The 15,506-nt window shown below is 65.9% G+C and carries 17 protein-coding genes; 7 read left to right on the plus strand and 10 right to left on the minus strand.

Features of this window, described 5'->3' with window-relative positions:
* Window positions 1-24 precede the first annotated feature (24 nt).
* Entirely contained in the window at window positions 25-738 is a 714-nt protein-coding gene (locus tag E3T31_RS13725) for a TetR/AcrR family transcriptional regulator (protein WP_134469412.1), read from the minus strand.
* A gap of 96 nt (window positions 739-834) precedes the next feature.
* On the opposite strand from E3T31_RS13725, the gene kynA reads away from it, so the two are divergent.
* The 5 genes from kynA to purQ all read left to right on the plus strand — a co-directional run bounded on the left by kynA (window position 835) and on the right by purQ (window position 4,956).
* A complete protein-coding gene (gene kynA, locus E3T31_RS13730) occupies window positions 835-1,689 on the plus strand; it encodes a tryptophan 2,3-dioxygenase (protein ID WP_134469414.1) in 855 nt (284 codons plus the stop codon).
* Window positions 1,686-2,600: an amidohydrolase gene (locus E3T31_RS13735; RefSeq protein WP_134469416.1), complete on the plus strand. Its 915-nt coding sequence runs from the start codon at window positions 1,686-1,688 to the stop codon at window positions 2,598-2,600. Before kynA ends, E3T31_RS13735 begins: the two co-directional genes overlap by 4 nt.
* The gene (locus tag E3T31_RS13740; protein ID WP_134469418.1) at window positions 2,597-3,889 is read left to right on the plus strand and encodes a kynureninase; all 1,293 of its coding nucleotides are present in this window, start codon (window positions 2,597-2,599) and stop codon (window positions 3,887-3,889) included. The genes E3T31_RS13735 and E3T31_RS13740 overlap by 4 nt, the downstream gene beginning before the upstream one ends.
* 84 nt (window positions 3,890-3,973) lie before the next feature.
* The gene (locus E3T31_RS13745; protein WP_134469420.1) at window positions 3,974-4,258 is read left to right on the plus strand and encodes a phosphoribosylformylglycinamidine synthase subunit PurS; all 285 of its coding nucleotides are present in this window, start codon (window positions 3,974-3,976) and stop codon (window positions 4,256-4,258) included.
* Complete coding sequence (purQ, locus tag E3T31_RS13750) at window positions 4,258-4,956, plus strand: phosphoribosylformylglycinamidine synthase subunit PurQ (RefSeq protein ID WP_134469422.1); 699 nt, start codon at window positions 4,258-4,260, stop codon at window positions 4,954-4,956. Before E3T31_RS13745 ends, purQ begins: the two co-directional genes overlap by 1 nt.
* Before the next feature lie 102 nt (window positions 4,957-5,058).
* Here the strand turns inward: purQ and E3T31_RS13755 are convergent, their stop codons facing one another.
* A complete protein-coding gene (locus E3T31_RS13755; protein WP_134469424.1) occupies window positions 5,059-5,925 on the minus strand; it encodes an EamA family transporter in 867 nt (288 codons plus the stop codon).
* Window positions 5,922-6,086 carry a hypothetical protein gene (locus tag E3T31_RS18000; protein WP_174844887.1) on the minus strand — a complete coding sequence of 55 codons (165 nt, stop codon included), beginning with the start codon at window positions 6,084-6,086 and terminating at the stop codon, window positions 5,922-5,924. Before E3T31_RS18000 ends, E3T31_RS13755 begins: the two co-directional genes overlap by 4 nt.
* A 145-nt stretch (window positions 6,087-6,231) precedes the next feature.
* Between E3T31_RS18000 and E3T31_RS13760 the strand changes: the two genes are divergently transcribed.
* On the plus strand, window positions 6,232-6,693 hold the full coding sequence (locus tag E3T31_RS13760; RefSeq protein ID WP_134469426.1) for a DUF3817 domain-containing protein: 462 nt from the start codon (window positions 6,232-6,234) through the stop codon (window positions 6,691-6,693).
* Between the two features lie 69 nt (window positions 6,694-6,762).
* Here E3T31_RS13760 and E3T31_RS13765 read toward each other — a convergent pair whose 3' ends face one another.
* Both E3T31_RS13765 and E3T31_RS13770 read right to left on the minus strand, forming a co-directional pair.
* Window positions 6,763-8,001 carry an alcohol dehydrogenase catalytic domain-containing protein gene (locus E3T31_RS13765; protein ID WP_241977971.1) on the minus strand — a complete coding sequence of 413 codons (1,239 nt, stop codon included), beginning with the start codon at window positions 7,999-8,001 and terminating at the stop codon, window positions 6,763-6,765.
* Between the two features lie 2 nt (window positions 8,002-8,003).
* The gene (locus E3T31_RS13770) at window positions 8,004-8,762 is read right to left on the minus strand and encodes a phosphonatase-like hydrolase (protein WP_134469428.1); all 759 of its coding nucleotides are present in this window, start codon (window positions 8,760-8,762) and stop codon (window positions 8,004-8,006) included.
* Between the two features lie 332 nt (window positions 8,763-9,094).
* Here E3T31_RS13770 and E3T31_RS13775 point away from each other — a divergent pair, with 332 nt between their 5' ends.
* Entirely contained in the window at window positions 9,095-10,687 is a 1,593-nt protein-coding gene (locus E3T31_RS13775) for an AMP-binding protein (RefSeq protein ID WP_198417028.1), read from the plus strand.
* A gap of 19 nt (window positions 10,688-10,706) precedes the next feature.
* On the opposite strand, the gene E3T31_RS13780 is transcribed toward E3T31_RS13775, so the two are convergent.
* From E3T31_RS13780 to E3T31_RS13800, 5 genes are all read right to left on the minus strand, one after another.
* Window positions 10,707-12,074, minus strand: a complete 1,368-nt coding sequence (locus tag E3T31_RS13780) for an NAD-dependent succinate-semialdehyde dehydrogenase (RefSeq protein ID WP_134469432.1) — start codon at window positions 12,072-12,074, stop codon at window positions 10,707-10,709.
* 159 nt (window positions 12,075-12,233) lie between these two features.
* Window positions 12,234-13,421 carry a S9 family peptidase gene (locus E3T31_RS13785; protein ID WP_134469434.1) on the minus strand — a complete coding sequence of 396 codons (1,188 nt, stop codon included), beginning with the start codon at window positions 13,419-13,421 and terminating at the stop codon, window positions 12,234-12,236.
* Window positions 13,418-14,401, minus strand: coding sequence for a hypothetical protein (locus tag E3T31_RS13790; protein WP_134469436.1), 984 nt, complete (start codon window positions 14,399-14,401; stop codon window positions 13,418-13,420). Before E3T31_RS13790 ends, E3T31_RS13785 begins: the two co-directional genes overlap by 4 nt.
* A complete protein-coding gene (locus E3T31_RS13795) occupies window positions 14,398-14,595 on the minus strand; it encodes a hypothetical protein (protein WP_134469438.1) in 198 nt (65 codons plus the stop codon). Before E3T31_RS13795 ends, E3T31_RS13790 begins: the two co-directional genes overlap by 4 nt.
* A 386-nt stretch (window positions 14,596-14,981) precedes the next feature.
* Window positions 14,982-15,485: an SRPBCC family protein gene (locus E3T31_RS13800; RefSeq protein WP_134469440.1), complete on the minus strand. Its 504-nt coding sequence runs from the start codon at window positions 15,483-15,485 to the stop codon at window positions 14,982-14,984.
* Window positions 15,486-15,506 lie beyond the last annotated feature (21 nt).

The raw sequence follows: 15,506 nt of genomic DNA on the forward strand, positions 1-15,506 counted from the left end.
AACGAACGACGCTTCCGGTGACGTTCAGCGGGCGGCGCGGGCCGCCCGCCGGGTGAGGCCGTGCACGGTCGCCTGGTAGTCCTTCACGTTGAGTGGGCGACCGGGCAGCCGGGGACGGGGCGCATCCGCCGCACGCAGGCCGTCGAGCACGATCGACAGCTGACGCCGCCACTGACCGGCGTAACCGGCTCCGAGGCTGCCAAGTGAGCCGACCATCGTGACGAGAACGGCGAGATCGACGGCGTCGACGTCGCGGCGCAGGGTGCCGTCCTTCTTCGCCCGGGCTACCAGGCTCGCGATGAAGCCGTCGAACTCGGCAGCCGGCCGTGCCGACGGGTCGAGCTGGGCCATGCGCCGCAGAATCGGCGGCAGCGACGGGTCAGCGACCAGCCATTCGGCGACCCGTTCGGTGTAGACGACGAGCGCGTCCCACGGTGTGGGCGCGGCCTCGATCTCACCGCGCACCGCGTGCAGCTCAGCCAAGGCCAGTTCGTAGAGGGTGCGCACCAGATCGTCTCTGGTCGCAAAGTTGCGGTACAGGGTAGCCACGCCGACCTCGGCCTGGCGGGCGATCTCTTCGAGCGATGCGTCGACGCCGTGCTGCGCGATCAGAGCGCGCGCGCTGACGATGAGACGGTCGCGGTTCAGCCGGGCGTCGCGGCGACGCGGCGGCGTGCTTCGCTCGGCAGCCGAGGCAGCCGGTACGCCATCCTGGGGCTTTCGGGTCGGCGAGGTCATGCGGTCCAGTCTAGAACTTCGCCCTGTGCGCTTCGCCCCCGGTGTTGCACCCGCCGCCGCAACGTGGGCACAATTTGAACAAGCCGAACGGAACCCATGACCCTCAAAAACAACACCCGCGAGTTCGACCCCGAGATCGTCACCGATTTTCGAGAGAAGATGAGCTATGGGACCTACCTTGACCTTCCCATGCTGCTCGCTGCGCAGAATCCGGTCAGCGTTCCGGAACACCACGATGAGCTGTTGTTCATTATTCAGCACCAGACCACCGAACTGTGGCTCAAGCTCATGCTGCATGAGCTTCGCGCAGCCATCGAAGCGCTGCGCCAGGATCAACTCGCGCCGGCCCTCAAAGGCATTGCCCGGGTCAAACACATCCAGCGCACGCTGACCGAGCAGTGGTCGGTGCTCGCCACCCTCACCCCGACTGAATACGCGCAGTTTCGGCACTTTCTCGGTAATTCGAGCGGGTTTCAGTCGTACCAGTACCGTGCGGTCGAATTCGCCCTGGGCAACAAGAACCGCCGCATGCTGACGGTCTTTGAAGCGGATGCCCCGGCTCACGCCCTGCTGACCGACATGCTCGAGGCACCGAGCCTGTACGACGAATTTCTCCGTTACCTGCACCGCGCGGGCTTCGACATTCCGGCCGCCATCCGGGGCCGCGACGTCACCGAGGCCTGGACGTTTCACCCCGAACTCGTGCATACCTTTCGCGGAATATACGAGAACTCGTCCGAGAATTGGGCCGCCTACGAGGCCTGCGAAGAACTGGTCGATCTTGAAGACAACTTTCAACTGTGGCGCTTTCGCCACTTGAAGACCGTGCAGCGCATCATCGGTATGAAGCACGGCACCGGCGGTTCGAGCGGCGCGGCCTTTCTGCAAAAGGCCCTCGAGCTCACGTTCTTTCCGGAGCTGTTCGCGGTGCGCACGGAGATCGGCGCGTGACCGGCCAGTCCTTTCATGGGCACTTTCTGCACGGGCGGGGCGCGGTCTATCGGGGCTTTCTCGACGCCCACGTGCACCTGGCCCTGATTGATCCGGGCCAGCTGGTCGACGGCGGCATCGCCCGAGTGATTGACCTCGGCGGCTGGCTACCGGACGGCAAACGCGAAGACATGCCCGAAGTGGCATATGCCTACCAATTCCTCACGGCGCCGGCCGGCTACCCGAGCCAGTCCGGTTGGGCCGAACCCGGTTGGTGCCGGGAGATTGCAACAGCCGCGGATGCTGCGGCGGCGGTCGATTTACAGGCCGCGGCGGGGGCATCCGTTTTGAAGGTCACGCTGAATGCCGTGGCCGGTCCGGTGTTGAATGCCGAGGCACTGACCGCGGCGGTCGGTCGGGCCCACGCATGCGGGCTGCCGGTCGTGGCACACGCCGAGGGCGCCGGGCAGGCCGGTCGGGCCTTCGCCGCGGGAGTCGATGCGTTCGCGCACACGCCGTTTTCGGAGCGCCTCGGCGACGATCTGGTGACGGCGATGGCGGCCAGCATGACCTGGATCAGCACCCTGGACATTCACGGCTGGGGCTCAGCCACCGACGAATTCGACGTTGCCAGTGACAATCTGAGTCGATTTCATGCCGCAGGCGGGCGAGTGCTGTACGGCACCGACCTCGGCAACGGGCCGCTCCCGCTCGGCATCAACCGTCGCGAGATCAGCGCCCTGCTCGGCGCCGGGCTGACCCCCGACGACGTGTTGGACGCCCTGTGCCCGCGCGCACCGCTCGGTCTGGCCCGCGCTGACACGCGGGTGACCTTCATTCCCGGCGAGCGACCACGCGATCCAGACGAATTTACCGAGTGGCTCGGCAGCGCCCGCGCCCTCACCCACTCAGAACTCGAGGTACTCGAATGACGCCCACCCTTGCCGGAGCAACCGGCCTGGACGCCCAGCTCACCTTTGCGCGCCGAATGGACCGCATCGACGGCCTGGCGCACTACCGCGGCCGTTTTCTCGGCACCGACGCCGACCCCGAGACCGCCAACCCCCGTTCTTATCTCGACGGCAACTCGCTCGGCCGCCCACTGCGGGCGAGCGCCGAACGCATCGCCGACTTTCTGCAGCAAGACTGGGGCACACGACTCATTCGCGGCTGGGACGAGCAGTGGATGGAGTTGCCCCTGCAAATCGGCGACGACCTCGGCCGGGCCTGCCTCGGCGCGGCCGCCGGGCAGGTGTTCGTCGGCGACTCGACGACCGTACTGCTCTACAAACTTGCCCGCGCCGCGGTGGATTCACGTCCCAACCGCACCGAAATCGTGCTTGACAGCGACAACTTTCCCACCGACCGCTACATTCTCGAGGGCATCGCGCGGGAGCGTGGCCTCACGCTGCGCTGGATCGACTCCGATCCGGCGGGTGGCGTCACGGCCGAACAGGTGCGCCAGGTCGTAGGGTCGCAGACCTCGCTGGTGCTGCTCAGCCACGTCGCCTACCGTTCCGGTTACCTCGCCGATATGAGGGCGATCACCGCCATCGCCCACGAACACGACGCCCTCGTGCTCTGGGACCTGAGCCATTCGGTCGGCTCGGTTCCGGTGCAGCTCGACCTCTGCGACGTCGACCTCGCGGTCGGCTGCTCCTACAAGTACCTGAGTGGCGGGCCCGGCGCGCCGGCCTTCGGGTACGTCAAGAGTGACCTGCAGGATGTGCTGACCCAGCCAATTCAGGGCTGGATGGGAGCGCAGGCCATCTTTGAAATGGGGCCGGGGTATCGGCCGGCCACCGGCATCCGTCGATTCATGAGCGGAACGCCCGCCGTGCTGGGCATGCTCGCGATGCAGGACACGATTGCCATGCTCGACGAGGCGACGATCGAGTCGGTGCGCGCGAAGTCGGTGGCGCTGACCGAGTTCGCGATCACCCTCGTCGACGAGTGGCTCGCGCCGATGGGCGTCACCGTGGCATCGCCGCGCGAACAGACGCATCGCGGCGGGCACGTGACGATCAGCCATCCGCTCATGCGTCAGGTAACCAAGATTCTGTGGGATAACGATGTGATTCCCGACTTTCGCGCCCCAAACGGGCTGCGGCTCGGGTTGGCTCCGCTCAGCACGAGCTTCGTCGAAACCTACGACGGCGTGGCCGCCGTACGCGACGTGCTGCGCGGCATTCTGCTCGGCCAAAGCGGGCTGAGCCAGTAGACCGGCGGGCCAGGTCGGGCTCGACCTGTAGAATTGCAGTGATTTGCCACGACTATAAGCCCCAGACTGTATGCGGAGTGCCCTGTGCCAACGATCGTCGTCGAAGTAATGCCCAAGGCCGAGTTGCTTGACCCCCAGGGTAAGGCCGTCGCCGGCGCCCTCGGTCGCCTCGGTCAGACCCAGTCAGCGCTGGCCAACGTCACCGGCGTGCGCGTCGGCAAGCGCTTCGAGATTTCCGTTGACGGCGAAGCGGATGCCGCAACCCTCGCCGCCGTGCGCGAGCTCGCCGACACCGTGCTCTCCAACTCCGTGATCGAGGATGTCGTCGGCATCCACGTGCAGAACGCGCCCTCGGCAGCGGTCGTCTGATGCGGATCGGCGTCGTCACTTTTCCCGGCTCGCTCGATGATCGTGACGCTGCACGCGCGATCCGCCTGGCCGGCGCCGACGCCGTAGCCCTCTGGCACGGCGATCACGACCTGCACGGCGTCGACGCCCTCGTGCTGCCCGGCGGATTCAGCTACGGCGACTACCTGCGGGCCGGCGCCATCGCGAGCCTCTCGCCGATCATGACCGAGGTCATCGACGCGGCCAATAAGGGCATGCCCGTGCTCGGCATCTGCAACGGCTTCCAGATGCTCACCGAGGCCCACCTGCTCGACGGTGGCCTCATTCGAAACGACAAAGGCCGCTTCATCTGCCGCGACCAGGGCCTGCGCATCGAGAACAACGCGAGCGATTGGACCACCGGGTTCGCCGCGAACGCCGAAATCGTCATTCCGCTAAAGAACGGCGAGGGTTCGTTCATGGCCAGCGCCGAGACCCTCACGGCGCTCGAGGGCGAGGGCCGCATCGTGGCCCGCTACATCGGCGGCAACCCGAACGGGTCGCTGAACGACATCGCCGGCGTCACCAACGCCCGCGGCAACGTCGTCGGCCTCATGCCGCACCCTGAGCACGCCGTCGAGGCCGGCTTCGGGCCCGACACCGACACCGCCATGGCGAGCGGCGTCGACGGGCTCACGTTCTTCACCTCGGTCATCGCCCAGACGCTCGTCGGCGCGTAGCCGCGCTGCGTCGGTTCGGCCAGATCGCCGCGCCCGCGCTCGCCTCATCACGTCCGTGCACGGCATCCGCTTGGCGAGGCATCCGCTTGGCGAGCCGGGCAGCTAGCCGTTGGCGGCGATGGCGGCGACCGCGGCCAGGGCGAGGCCCATGCCGGCGACCTGCCAGCCGCCGACCCGTTCCTTGAGTACGAGCACCGCGAGCAGCACGGTCACGGCCGGGTAGAGCGCCACGAGTACCGCCACCAGCGACAGCAGGCCACCCTGCAGAGCGTAGAGCAGCGTGATCGTGGCAATGACGTCGAGCGTCGCCACGAGTACGGCGAAGCCGAGAATCGTCAGCGGCGGCCTGCCCAACTGCCGGGTTCCAGTCGCCACCGCGATGACGATAACGGATGCCACGGTGCGCGCCACCACCAGCGGCCACAGCCCGGTGCCGACCTCAATCTCGTTGGTGAAGACAAAACTCAGGGCGAAGCAGACGCCGGATCCCACCGTGAACCAGGCCACCCGGCGGGTGAACCGCGGCGCATTGGCCCCGGAAACGGTGTGGTCTTCGACCCCCTTCGGCTCGCGGCTCACCATGATCACCGCGACGATCGCCAGCGCAATTCCGGCGTAGGAGATGACCGAGGGCCGCTCCCCGATCAGCACTCCCACAATGACCGGAATGCCGGCGACGATCACGGCGGTCAGCGGCGACACCACGCTCATCGGCCCCTCGGCGAGGGCGATGTAGAACCACCACATGGCCAGGGCCATCACCACGCCGGACGCCGCGCCGAACAGCATCGACCGCCAGGAGAACTCGCCGCCGACGAACGCGGCAGCGACGGCGATAATCAGGGCCGAGATCGGATACGACAGGAGGACGACCCGGAGTGCGGCCACCCGGCGGGACGCGATGCCGCCGAGAAAGTCGCTCATACCATAGGCCGCGGCCGAAACGAGGGCGAGCACGACCCCGATCATGCCGCAGCCGGGCGGTTAGGGCGGGGCGAAAGCGTGCGCATGGGTTCACGGTAGCAGCGGCCGGGTACGGCGATGGGCATCCACTTGTAGCGCCCGAACTTGCTGACCAGCCAGCCGGAACCGATCGAGCTGATCAGCAGCGCGGCCATCATCGGGATCATCAAAAACCCGGCCTCGGTTGCGCCACTGCAAGTTTCTAGTGATGCATGTTTCTTGGCGAACGCTCAGGCGTGCCCGCCGGGGGTTGTTCAGCTGCGGCTGCGACGATGGGAATGCCCCTGCCCCTGCCCTGAGTTGAAAGTCACCATGACCCCGCGCCTGCTGTTTCGTTCCGTCGCCATTGCCGAAGCCATTACCTGGGCACTGCTGCTCACCGGGATGTTCCTGAAATATGTCCTTCAGGTCGGGGAGCTCGGGGTGCAGATCGGCGGGTTCCTGCACGGCCTCGTCTTCATCGCCTTCGGCCTGACGGCCGGGTTCGTCGGCGTCAACCAGCACTGGGGCCCGAAGCGCACCGCGATCGCCATGGTCACCGCGATCGTTCCGTTCGTCACGATCTCCCTCGACCGCGGGCTGGAGAAGAATGGCCTGTTGGACGGCGATTGGCGCCGTACTCGCACCGATGATCCCCGCGATCAGACCCGGGTGAGCGCCCTGCTCCGCTGGGTGCTGGCCCGCCCGGTGCTGCTCGTGACAGCCATGGCGGTCGCCCTGGTGTCGATCATGGCCACGCTGCTCACACTTGGCCCGCCCGGCGGCGTCAGCTAGCCTCCCCCTCAATACGGATTCAATGGGGACGGGGCCCGCGAAAGCGATGGAGCGAAACGGCGGGTCAGGTCAGCCGAGAGTAGCGGGCTGCTGCGGGGTGATTCCGACGCGGGGGTAGCGGGCGGTGGCGGCCTTCAAGAGGGCAGAATCCGCTTTCTCGAGGGGAAACGTCGTCCCCACCAGCGCCGAAAACGGATGCCGATGCCAGCCGCCGGTGAGATAGGTCACCGCCTGCTGCAGATCGGCTGGCGTGTAGTTGTGCACACCGCGCAGCGTAATCAGGCGGCACGCCATCGACTCCGGATCGAGCAGCACCGGCTCCCCCGGAGAAACGCTTCCGACCAGCACGACGACTCCGCCGATGCCGATCAGGTCGATGACGGTCTGCACCGCCGTTTGGGCACCGCTCAGTTCCAGCGCGATCGTCGGCTCGGCCGCACCGGCATCCTGCAGCGCGGCGAGAATGCTCGCCACTCCGGTCGGCGACTCGCCGGGCGCACTCGGGTCGGCAACGGCGGCCGCTCCGAAAGCCAGGGCGAGCTGGCGCCGCGCAGCATCCGGGTCGCTCACGACCACGCGGGCACCGGCATCCGTCGCCATGGCGCAGGCCGTCAACCCGAGCATCCCCGCACCGGTGACCAGCACCGTGGCTCCGGCCAGCGGCACCAGAGCGGATGCCGCAGCCAGCGCGGCGACGACCGTCGCGGTCGCGCAGGAGGCCGGCGCGAGCACCGACGCCGGAACCAGCTCGTCCACCACCACGATCGCCGTGCCGGCACACACCTGCACGTGGGTGGCGAAGCCGCCGCTGAGTTCCCAGCCCCGCTGCATCCGTTCGTGGCCGTATTTGGCCAGCTCGAGGCATTTCTGCGGGACTCCGCGGCGACAACGGGGGCACGTTCCACAGCTCACGGTGACCGACCACACCACGCGCTGCCCCACCCGCAGAGGCATTCCATTTGCGGCATATGCCGGGTCGCCGGTCGCGACGATGCGACCGACCTGCTCGTGGCCGAGCACGAGCGGCTTCGCGGCCGGGCGGTGACCCAGCGCCGTGTGCACGTCGGATCCGCAGACGGTCGCCAACTCGACCTCGACCAGCACGTCGCCGGGACGCAGCAGCACTCCCGGCACCGCCACGCACTCCAGCGGCAGGCCTGCTCCCAACCAGACCATCGCCTCGGCGGTGCGCGGCAGCACGATCTCGCGGCCGAGCCGGTAGCCGCTCACCGGCAGTACATCCCCGGCAGCGGTCGCCAGCATCCCGTCCGTCGACGGTGGCCTCGAGTGCGGGTCCGATTTCGACATGACTACTCGATCGTTTCCTCACGCAGGCCGAGCAGCTCGGCGAGGTCGGCCACGCTGTCAATGACCACGTCGGCCCCGGCATCCTCCAGGGTCTCGGTGTCATGGGTACCGGTGCGCACGCCGACCACGAGTCCAGCGCCCGCACTCAGCCCGGAGAGCATGTCGCTGGCGGTGTCTCCCACGACCACCATCGCCGCCACGCTCGACGTACCGGTGCGTAACAAGGCGGTGAGCGGCAGGTCAGGATAGGGGCGGCCGCGACCGGCTTCGGCCGGGCACAGGCTCACATCGATCAGATCGCTCCAGCCTAGGGCGTCAATCAGCGTGTCCTGGGTCGCGCGGGAGAAACCGGTGACCAGGGCAATTTTCAGGCCGTTGTCGCGCAGCTCCTGAAACAGGTCGGACGTACCATCGATCGCGCTCACCCCGACCCGCTCGACGAGTTCACCGTAGGCGGTTTCAAAGGCTTCCGTGGCCGCCAGGGCATCCTCTTCGGAGTCGGTCAGTTCGCGAAAAACATCCAGCTGGGACTGGCCCATGGTTTCACGCACGAAGGCGACGGCCTCCTCCAACGCGTCGGCGGTGTCGGCGATACCGCTGCGTTGCGCTGCCAGCACAAACGCCCGCTCGACGAGTCCGTTGTCGCTCACGGTGGTGCCGGCCATGTCGAAGACGACGAGTTCAACCTCGACGTCGTCCGGTTCGAAATCATCGAGGTCGAGGTCTGAGTCCAGGTCGGGAGAGAGCGGTGCAGTACTCATGAAATGCCTTTCAGAGAGGTGATCGCAGACAGTAGAAATGACGTGCTCGCCGAGACCGGTCGTCACACCGATTCCGGTCGCGGCCGACGCCCGCGCGGCCAGGACGTTCTGCAACGCTAGGCAGACCACGCCAACAGCCAAGGCGACCCGGGTAACCGGCAGGTGAACGCGCCATGGCAATTGGGGCTCCGTGACACTCGGTCACCGCACCACCTGCCGGCGAACGCGCCAGCTACACCTGGTGCCGCGACCGACACTTTCGTGACATGCACAGTTTCGCGCCAGCCCCGAGCGGTACGGTGAACCGCCGCACCCGATCAAAGGAGATCCCCGTGTTCACGAGCCCCTACGCTCCGGTCGAGATTCCCAACCTGAGCATTTTCGATTTTCTGTTCGGCGATTTGACCGAGGCCGAGCTCGAGCGCACCGCGGTGATCGACGGGGCCACGGGCGAGGCTCTCAGCTATCGCACCCTGGTCGACCAGATCACCCGAGTGGCTGGCGCTCTCGCCGCCCAGGGCGTCGGCCCCGGCACGGTCATCGGCCTGCTCTGCCCCAACACACCGGAGTTCACCGCCGTCTTCCACGGTATTCTGCGCGCCGGCGCCACGGTCACCACCATCAATTCGCTCTACACCCCTGACGACATCCAGCGTCAGCTGGTCGACTCCGGCGCGACCTGGCTTGTGACCGTCTCGCCGCTGCTGCCCGGTGCCAAGGCGGCAGCGCACGCCGCCGGCATTCCCGACGAGCGCATCGTGGTGATCGACGGCGAGCCGGGGCATCCGTCGCTGGCTGATTTGCTGGCAGCGGATGCCGCAGCGCCGGTCGTGACCATCGTCCCGGCCACGCACGTGGCCGTTTTGCCGTACTCCTCGGGCACGACAGCGGCGCCGAAGGGCGTCATGCTCAGCCACCGCAACCTGGTCGCGAACGTGCAGCAAGCGCGGGACCTGATCGGCGTCGTGCCCGAAGACAGGGTGCTCGCACTGCTGCCGTTCTACCACATCTACGGAATGACGGTTCTGCTCAACCTCGCCTTCAAACAGCGGGCCGCCCTCGTCACGATGGCGAAGTTCGACTTCGTCGAATTTCTACGAATGATTCAGGATCATCGCTGCAGCTACGTGTTCATCGCGCCGCCGATTGCGGTCGCCGTGGCGAAGCATCCACTCGTCGAAAGCTACGATCTGTCGAGCGTGCACACGATTCTCTCCGGCGCTGCACCGCTCGACGGCACTCTCGCCGCGGCCGTCGCCGCCCGGCTGGACTGCCGCATTCTGCAGGGCTACGGCATGACCGAGGTCAGCCCCGTGAGTCACCTGATTCCGATCGACGCGCCGCACCTGTCGCGCGCCTCGGTCGGAATGACCGTGCCGAACATGGACTGCAAGCTCATTTCGACCGAAACCGGCGAGGAGATCGAGGTGCCCTCAGCGGGGGTGAGCGAGCCTGGCGAGCTGCTCGTGCGCGGCCCCAACGTGATGCTCGGCTACCTGAACAACGAGCAGGCCACCCGCGAGACCATCGACGCCGACGGGTTTTTGCACACCGGCGACATCGCCACGGTGAGTGCGCTCGGCGAGGTGACCATCGTCGACCGCAGCAAGGAGCTGATCAAGTACAAGGGCTACCAGATCGCGCCGGCCGAGCTCGAGGCGCTGCTGCTCACCCATCCGCGCATCAAGGATGCGGCCGTGATCGGGGTAGCGGATGCCGACGGCCAGGAGATTCCCAAGGCCTTCGTCGTGATCGTGGCCGAGTCGGCTCTTACCGCCGACGAGGTCATAGCGTTCGTCACCGAGCGGGTCGCCCCGCACAAGAAGGTGCGAGCGGTCGAATTCATCGAGCTGATTCCGAAGTCGGCCTCCGGCAAGATTCTGCGTAAGGACCTTCGCGCGCAGGAGCGTGCAGCGGCGGTTTAGCCGCCACGGTCGGCCAGGGTCAGCCGATGCGGATGAGTTTCTTGTTCACGAATTCGCTGGCACCGTAGCGTCCGAGTTCGCGCCCGAAGCCGCTTCTTTTCACCCCACCGAACGGCAGCTCTGCGCTGCCGGCGCCGACGAGATTGACGTAGACCATGCCGGCCTCGATACGGTCGGCGACCCGCAGTGCCTGCTCGGGATCGGTCGTGAACAGGTAGGAGCCGAGCCCGAACGGAGTGTCATTCGCCAAGGCAACGGCTTCATCCTCGGAGCCTGCCCGGTAGACGAACGCTACCGGGCCGAAGAACTCCTCGTGGTACGTGTCGTTGTCCCGCGTGACGCCGGTGAGCACGGCCGACGGGTAGAGGGAACCAGACCGTTTGCCAGTGCTCGCCAGGGTCGCGCCCTGCGCGACCGCGCGCTCTACCTGCTCCTCCAGATGCTCGGCCGCGCCGAGCGAAGAGAGTGGGCCGTAGTCTGCACCGTGAACGGTCGGGTCGCCGGGTGACCTCGCCAGGATGGCTGCGGTGAACTTCTCCGTGAACTCATCATAAAGTTCGTCGATCACGATAAATCGCTTAGCTGCGTCGCAGGCCTGCCCGCCATTGCGGAGGCGACCTTCGACGGCGGCATCCACTGTGGCGGCCATGTCGTCGGTGCTCAGCAGGATGAACGGGTCTGACCCGCCCAGTTCCAGCACGACCTTCTTGAGGTGGCGACCGGCCACCTCGGCAACGGCCGCGCCGGCGCCCTCCGAACCGGTGAGGGACACGCCCTGTACCCGCGGGTCGGCGATGATCGTGGCGACCTGCTCGCTGTCCGCATACACATTGATGTAGGCGCCAGCCGGGAAGCCTGCGTCGTGGAAGATTTGCTCAATCGCCGCGGCCGACTCCGGGCACTGCGACGCATGCTTGAGGATGATCGTGTTGCCGGTCATGAGGTTCGGTGCGGCGAAGCGCGCAACCTGGTAATACGGAAAATTCCACGGCATGATCCCAATCAGCACACCGAGAGATTTGGAGCGCATGAATGCGGAACCCTCGCCGCTGAGAAGGGTGATTGGTTCGTCCTTCAGAAATTCCTGTGCGTTGTCGGCGTAGTACCGGTAGATGTCGGCGGCGTAGTCGATCTCCCCGAGCGCTTCGTCGACGGGCTTTCCCATCTCGCGCACGATGATAGCGGCCAGCTGGTCGCGGCGCTCCGCATGCAAATCGCCGACCCTGCGCAGGAGCGCGGCCCGCTCGTCGGTTGAAGACTTCCGTGACCAGCCGACGTGGGCCTTGTCTGCCGATGCTATGACCTGCTCGACTTCATCATCCGAAATCTGGGGGTAAGTCTTGATGGTCTCGCCCGTGGCGGGGTTGACAACGGCGTGGTGGCTCACGAGCCACCTCCTTTCACAATCGGGGTGGTCTGCCGGAGATTATCGCGTAGTACGAGCCAATCATGGTCGCGGACTTTGTCAAGGCGAATGAGGCCAATGAACGTCTAGCCGGCTAGTTTCGTCGCGGAGTGGTCCTCCTGTTCTGCTGGTTTGTTGCGCTTATTCCGAGCTGCGCGAGAGAGCCCTTGAAAGCTGTAGGCGATGCAGCCAATCGGATAGCGCGTCTTCCCAGAGGTGGGGGCTTCTGTTCCATTCGAGTGTGTGCGGAGCCGGGGGCAGCGTGACGAGCTCGACCAGCTCTGTGTGGGCATCCGCGAACGCCTGCGACAGGGTGATCGGAACGGATCGGTCGCCGGAACTGTGCAGTACCAGCGTTGGGACATTGAGGTCGCGGCCGTTGTTGATCCAGTTCAAATCCGAGAGGCGCATCGACTCCTGCAGACCAGTTGCCCGTCGCCACAAGGAGCTTCCGAGCGCACCCAGCGCCAAACGGGTAACGGGTGCCGGCACGCGCGCTCGACGGCCGGCGGCGAGAATCGTCGACCGCCAATCCACGACCGGGGCGATGAGGCACAGCCCGGCGATTCGCTTCCGCTGCTGCGCTGACCGGGTGAGCTGTAGAGCGATTATCGCGCCCATTGACCAGCCAACGAGAATGATACTTTCGGCGCCGTGGGCCACGGCGTACTCGAGGGCCGCGTCGATATCGTGCCACTCGGTCTGGCCCAGCATCGACTTTCGATCGCGCGAGCTCGGGGCCTCGTGGTCGTTCCGGTATGAGACCACGAGCGATGTGAGGCCGGCACGGTGGGCGACCGGAACGCCGCGCAGCGGGCCCGCCCTGCTCGCGCCCTGCCCGTGGATGTGGATCGCCCACGTCGAGGTGGGTGGCCGGTCGATGGGGGCATCGAAGCGGTAAGCGGGCGCAGGACCGAGCGCGGTCGGGATGATGACTGCGGTGAACGGCAGTCCGACATCCACTGCTTGCGACGGTACGACACCGCTCCACCTCGCCGAGAGGCCCGCTCGCAGCCGAGTGCCGCGGGAGCTGACGACCTCACGCGTGACGGTGGAGGCACGCTCATCCACAGCAAGGGCTCCCCCGAGCTGTGCGTAGCCGCGGCCGGAGTCGAACCAGATCGCGTAGTGCCCCGGCGCCCGTGTCGCCTCGTTCAACGACAGGGTCACGGTGTCAGTCGACGACGAGACATTATCGACCGCGAGGACGCGGAGTCGTTCGCGCCTGGGCGCATCCGTTCTCACGATCTGCCTGACGACAGCCAGACTCGCAATCATGAGACCGCTGGCGGCGAGACCGCCTGCGGTCAGCAGGTAGCCCAGTTTCACGCGGATGTCCGTTGCGCACCGATGCGCGTCTCGGTTGCTGTGAGCAACTCGAGATCCTCGTCCGTGAGCCGATCGCGAGCACTCGGGTCGAACAGAAGAGCGTCACGGATCTCGACCAGCGTGCGGTGCACGACTTTGTCGACGTCGCGCGGTACCGAACCTGGGGCGTGGGGGTGAGACTCATCACGCAACTCAACGTGTTGGGCAGAGACCTCGATCCAGATGCGAGTGAGGTCGGGAAGAACCGCCTGCAGTTTCCGCCGGTCGATCGTATTGCTTACCCAACCCAGAATCGGCGGGAGCGATAATCCAAAGCAAAGGAGCAGAATCGCGGCCAGGTTCAGCACGTTGTAGGCACCCGCAAACAGGGCAAGCAGAGGCATCGCTCCGAAGACGTGCGCGAGATCCATGCCCACGACGCTGAGCGCGGTGAGGACGGCCGCGCCACAGCCGGTGCCCACGACACGGAATCCGAGTCGACGAGCGGCGGTACTCATGCGCCCCGCAAAGCGCAGGCAGATCGTTCCAGTCAGGGCCACGACGATGCCCAAATAGGTGAATTGGACTAGAGAGTAGGCGGCAGCTGCGGGTTGATTGCCGAAATCCCTCATGAACGTTCCCGAGGTCGTGGGCGCGTCGATGAAAACAAAGGTCGTCACCATGAGGCTGGCCGTGATGATGGCGCCGATCCGAAACGGCCTGGCCGTCGCGTGCGCGCGGCTCGGCGACGATGCTCGCAGAATGGCTCGAGACAGAAAATAAACGCCTAGGAGAAGGAGAAGGTTCGCGGGCACGTCCGCATAGTTACGGCCTCCGAGAACCCCGTCTGCCGCGAAGTACACCGCGTCAATGTTCAGGGTCAGCGAGACCGCAATCATGACGGCGGCATACAGAATGCTCTGATCAGTGCGTCGACGGGTACCGATCGCCAGCGCGCCCACGAGCCCCCAGAGTGCCACGGCGACGATCAGTTGCATCATCCGAAAACTCCCTCGAACCCCTCGGGCTCTTTGGTGCTGGTGCGGATGGCGCTGGTCAGAAGGTCGGCCAGCGGCTCTGCAGCGAACTCGAACTCGTCGCGAAAATCGGAACGTCCGAACGCGATTACCGGACCTTCCGCTCCGAGCATGCCGTGCAACGTCGGGTCGGCCACCCCGTCATGACGCAAGATCATGTGCGCTAACTCATGACAAACAATCTGCTACCGATGATGTTCCGAATCCGTTTCGACGTGGAAGATCAGATCGTCGGTTTCGCGCGACAGCCAGAGCCCGCAAATCTCGGTTCCATTCAGTAGCGGCGAGGATGCGATCGAGATGTGGGTCTTTCTTGACTGCTCGACGAGGGACACAATGCTCGGGATCGACACTCGGGAGGGAAGAACTAATGCCGTAAATGCGGCAACGGCTTGTTCCCGAGGGGTCCGGTCGCCCTCCGCGGACGACTCCCTAATTCTTTTTCTCATTAGATCCATAGATTACTGGGTTCAGTAATTTCCCTGATCGACGTCTATGGCGCTGAAACACCGTTTGAAAGACAGCCTCTCTCCGAGCGACCGGGTTATGGCTGGGCCGGCTCCCCTGCGTCGATGGAGACTTCGGCGATCCGCTTGATCGCGGCGAGGGTTTTCGGGATGCCATCGAGGGCCTGCTGGGTGCGGTCGGTGATCTCAGCATGCGCCTCTTCGCCGAACTTCTCCTCGAACATGGCGATCCCGTCCGGCAAGAACTCCCAAGACTCGGTGAGCATCGTGCCGGTCTCCGCGGCGGCGAAGCTGAAGCCCCAGCGGACGAAGCTGCCGCCCACCACCCAAGCGAACTCGCGACCGCGCTCTGCCGTCACTACCTCAGACCGCGTCTCCCAGGTCCGATGCGGGAGCTCGTTGTGCCCGGTGAACCAGGCACCGACCCGACCGGCCTCGGCCTCGTCGTCCCACCAGCATGACGTACAGACCGGGCTCCACGCGCCGGTGCGGGTGATGTCAGAGAGTAGGTCGTAGAGAAACGCGGCCGACGCCTCGACGATTATGGACTCCTGGTGGCTGAGGGTGCTCGTCTCATTCATGCATTTACCCTAATGGAGGGA

The sequence above is a fragment of the Cryobacterium sp. TMS1-13-1 genome (assembly GCF_004403125.1).
Lineage (GTDB): Bacteria > Actinomycetota > Actinomycetes > Actinomycetales > Microbacteriaceae > Cryobacterium > Cryobacterium levicorallinum.

Bases quoted from the DNA above. Each gene is read 5' to 3' on its own strand.
- E3T31_RS13725 (WP_134469412.1), bottom strand. From the start codon at position 738: ATGACCTCGCCGACCCGAAAGCCCCAGGATGGCGTACCGGCTGCCTCG.
- E3T31_RS13765 (WP_241977971.1), bottom strand. From the start codon at position 8,001: ATGTCGAAATCGGACCCGCACTCGAGGCCACCGTCGACGGACGGGATG.
- E3T31_RS13800 (WP_134469440.1), bottom strand. From the start codon at position 15,485: ATGAATGAGACGAGCACCCTCAGCCACCAGGAGTCCATAATCGTCGAG.
- E3T31_RS13770 (WP_134469428.1), bottom strand. From the start codon at position 8,762: ATGAGTACTGCACCGCTCTCTCCCGACCTGGACTCAGACCTCGACCTC.
- E3T31_RS18000 (WP_174844887.1), bottom strand. From the start codon at position 6,086: ATGATCCCGATGATGGCCGCGCTGCTGATCAGCTCGATCGGTTCCGGC.
- E3T31_RS13790 (WP_134469436.1), bottom strand. From the start codon at position 14,401: ATGATGCAACTGATCGTCGCCGTGGCACTCTGGGGGCTCGTGGGCGCG.
- purQ (WP_134469422.1), top strand. From the start codon at position 4,258: ATGCGGATCGGCGTCGTCACTTTTCCCGGCTCGCTCGATGATCGTGAC.
- E3T31_RS13755 (WP_134469424.1), bottom strand. From the start codon at position 5,925: ATGATCGGGGTCGTGCTCGCCCTCGTTTCGGCCGCGGCCTATGGTATG.
- E3T31_RS13760 (WP_134469426.1), top strand. From the start codon at position 6,232: ATGACCCCGCGCCTGCTGTTTCGTTCCGTCGCCATTGCCGAAGCCATT.
- E3T31_RS13795 (WP_134469438.1), bottom strand. From the start codon at position 14,595: ATGATCTTGCGTCATGACGGGGTGGCCGACCCGACGTTGCACGGCATG.
- kynA (WP_134469414.1), top strand. From the start codon at position 835: ATGACCCTCAAAAACAACACCCGCGAGTTCGACCCCGAGATCGTCACC.
- E3T31_RS13740 (WP_134469418.1), top strand. From the start codon at position 2,597: ATGACGCCCACCCTTGCCGGAGCAACCGGCCTGGACGCCCAGCTCACC.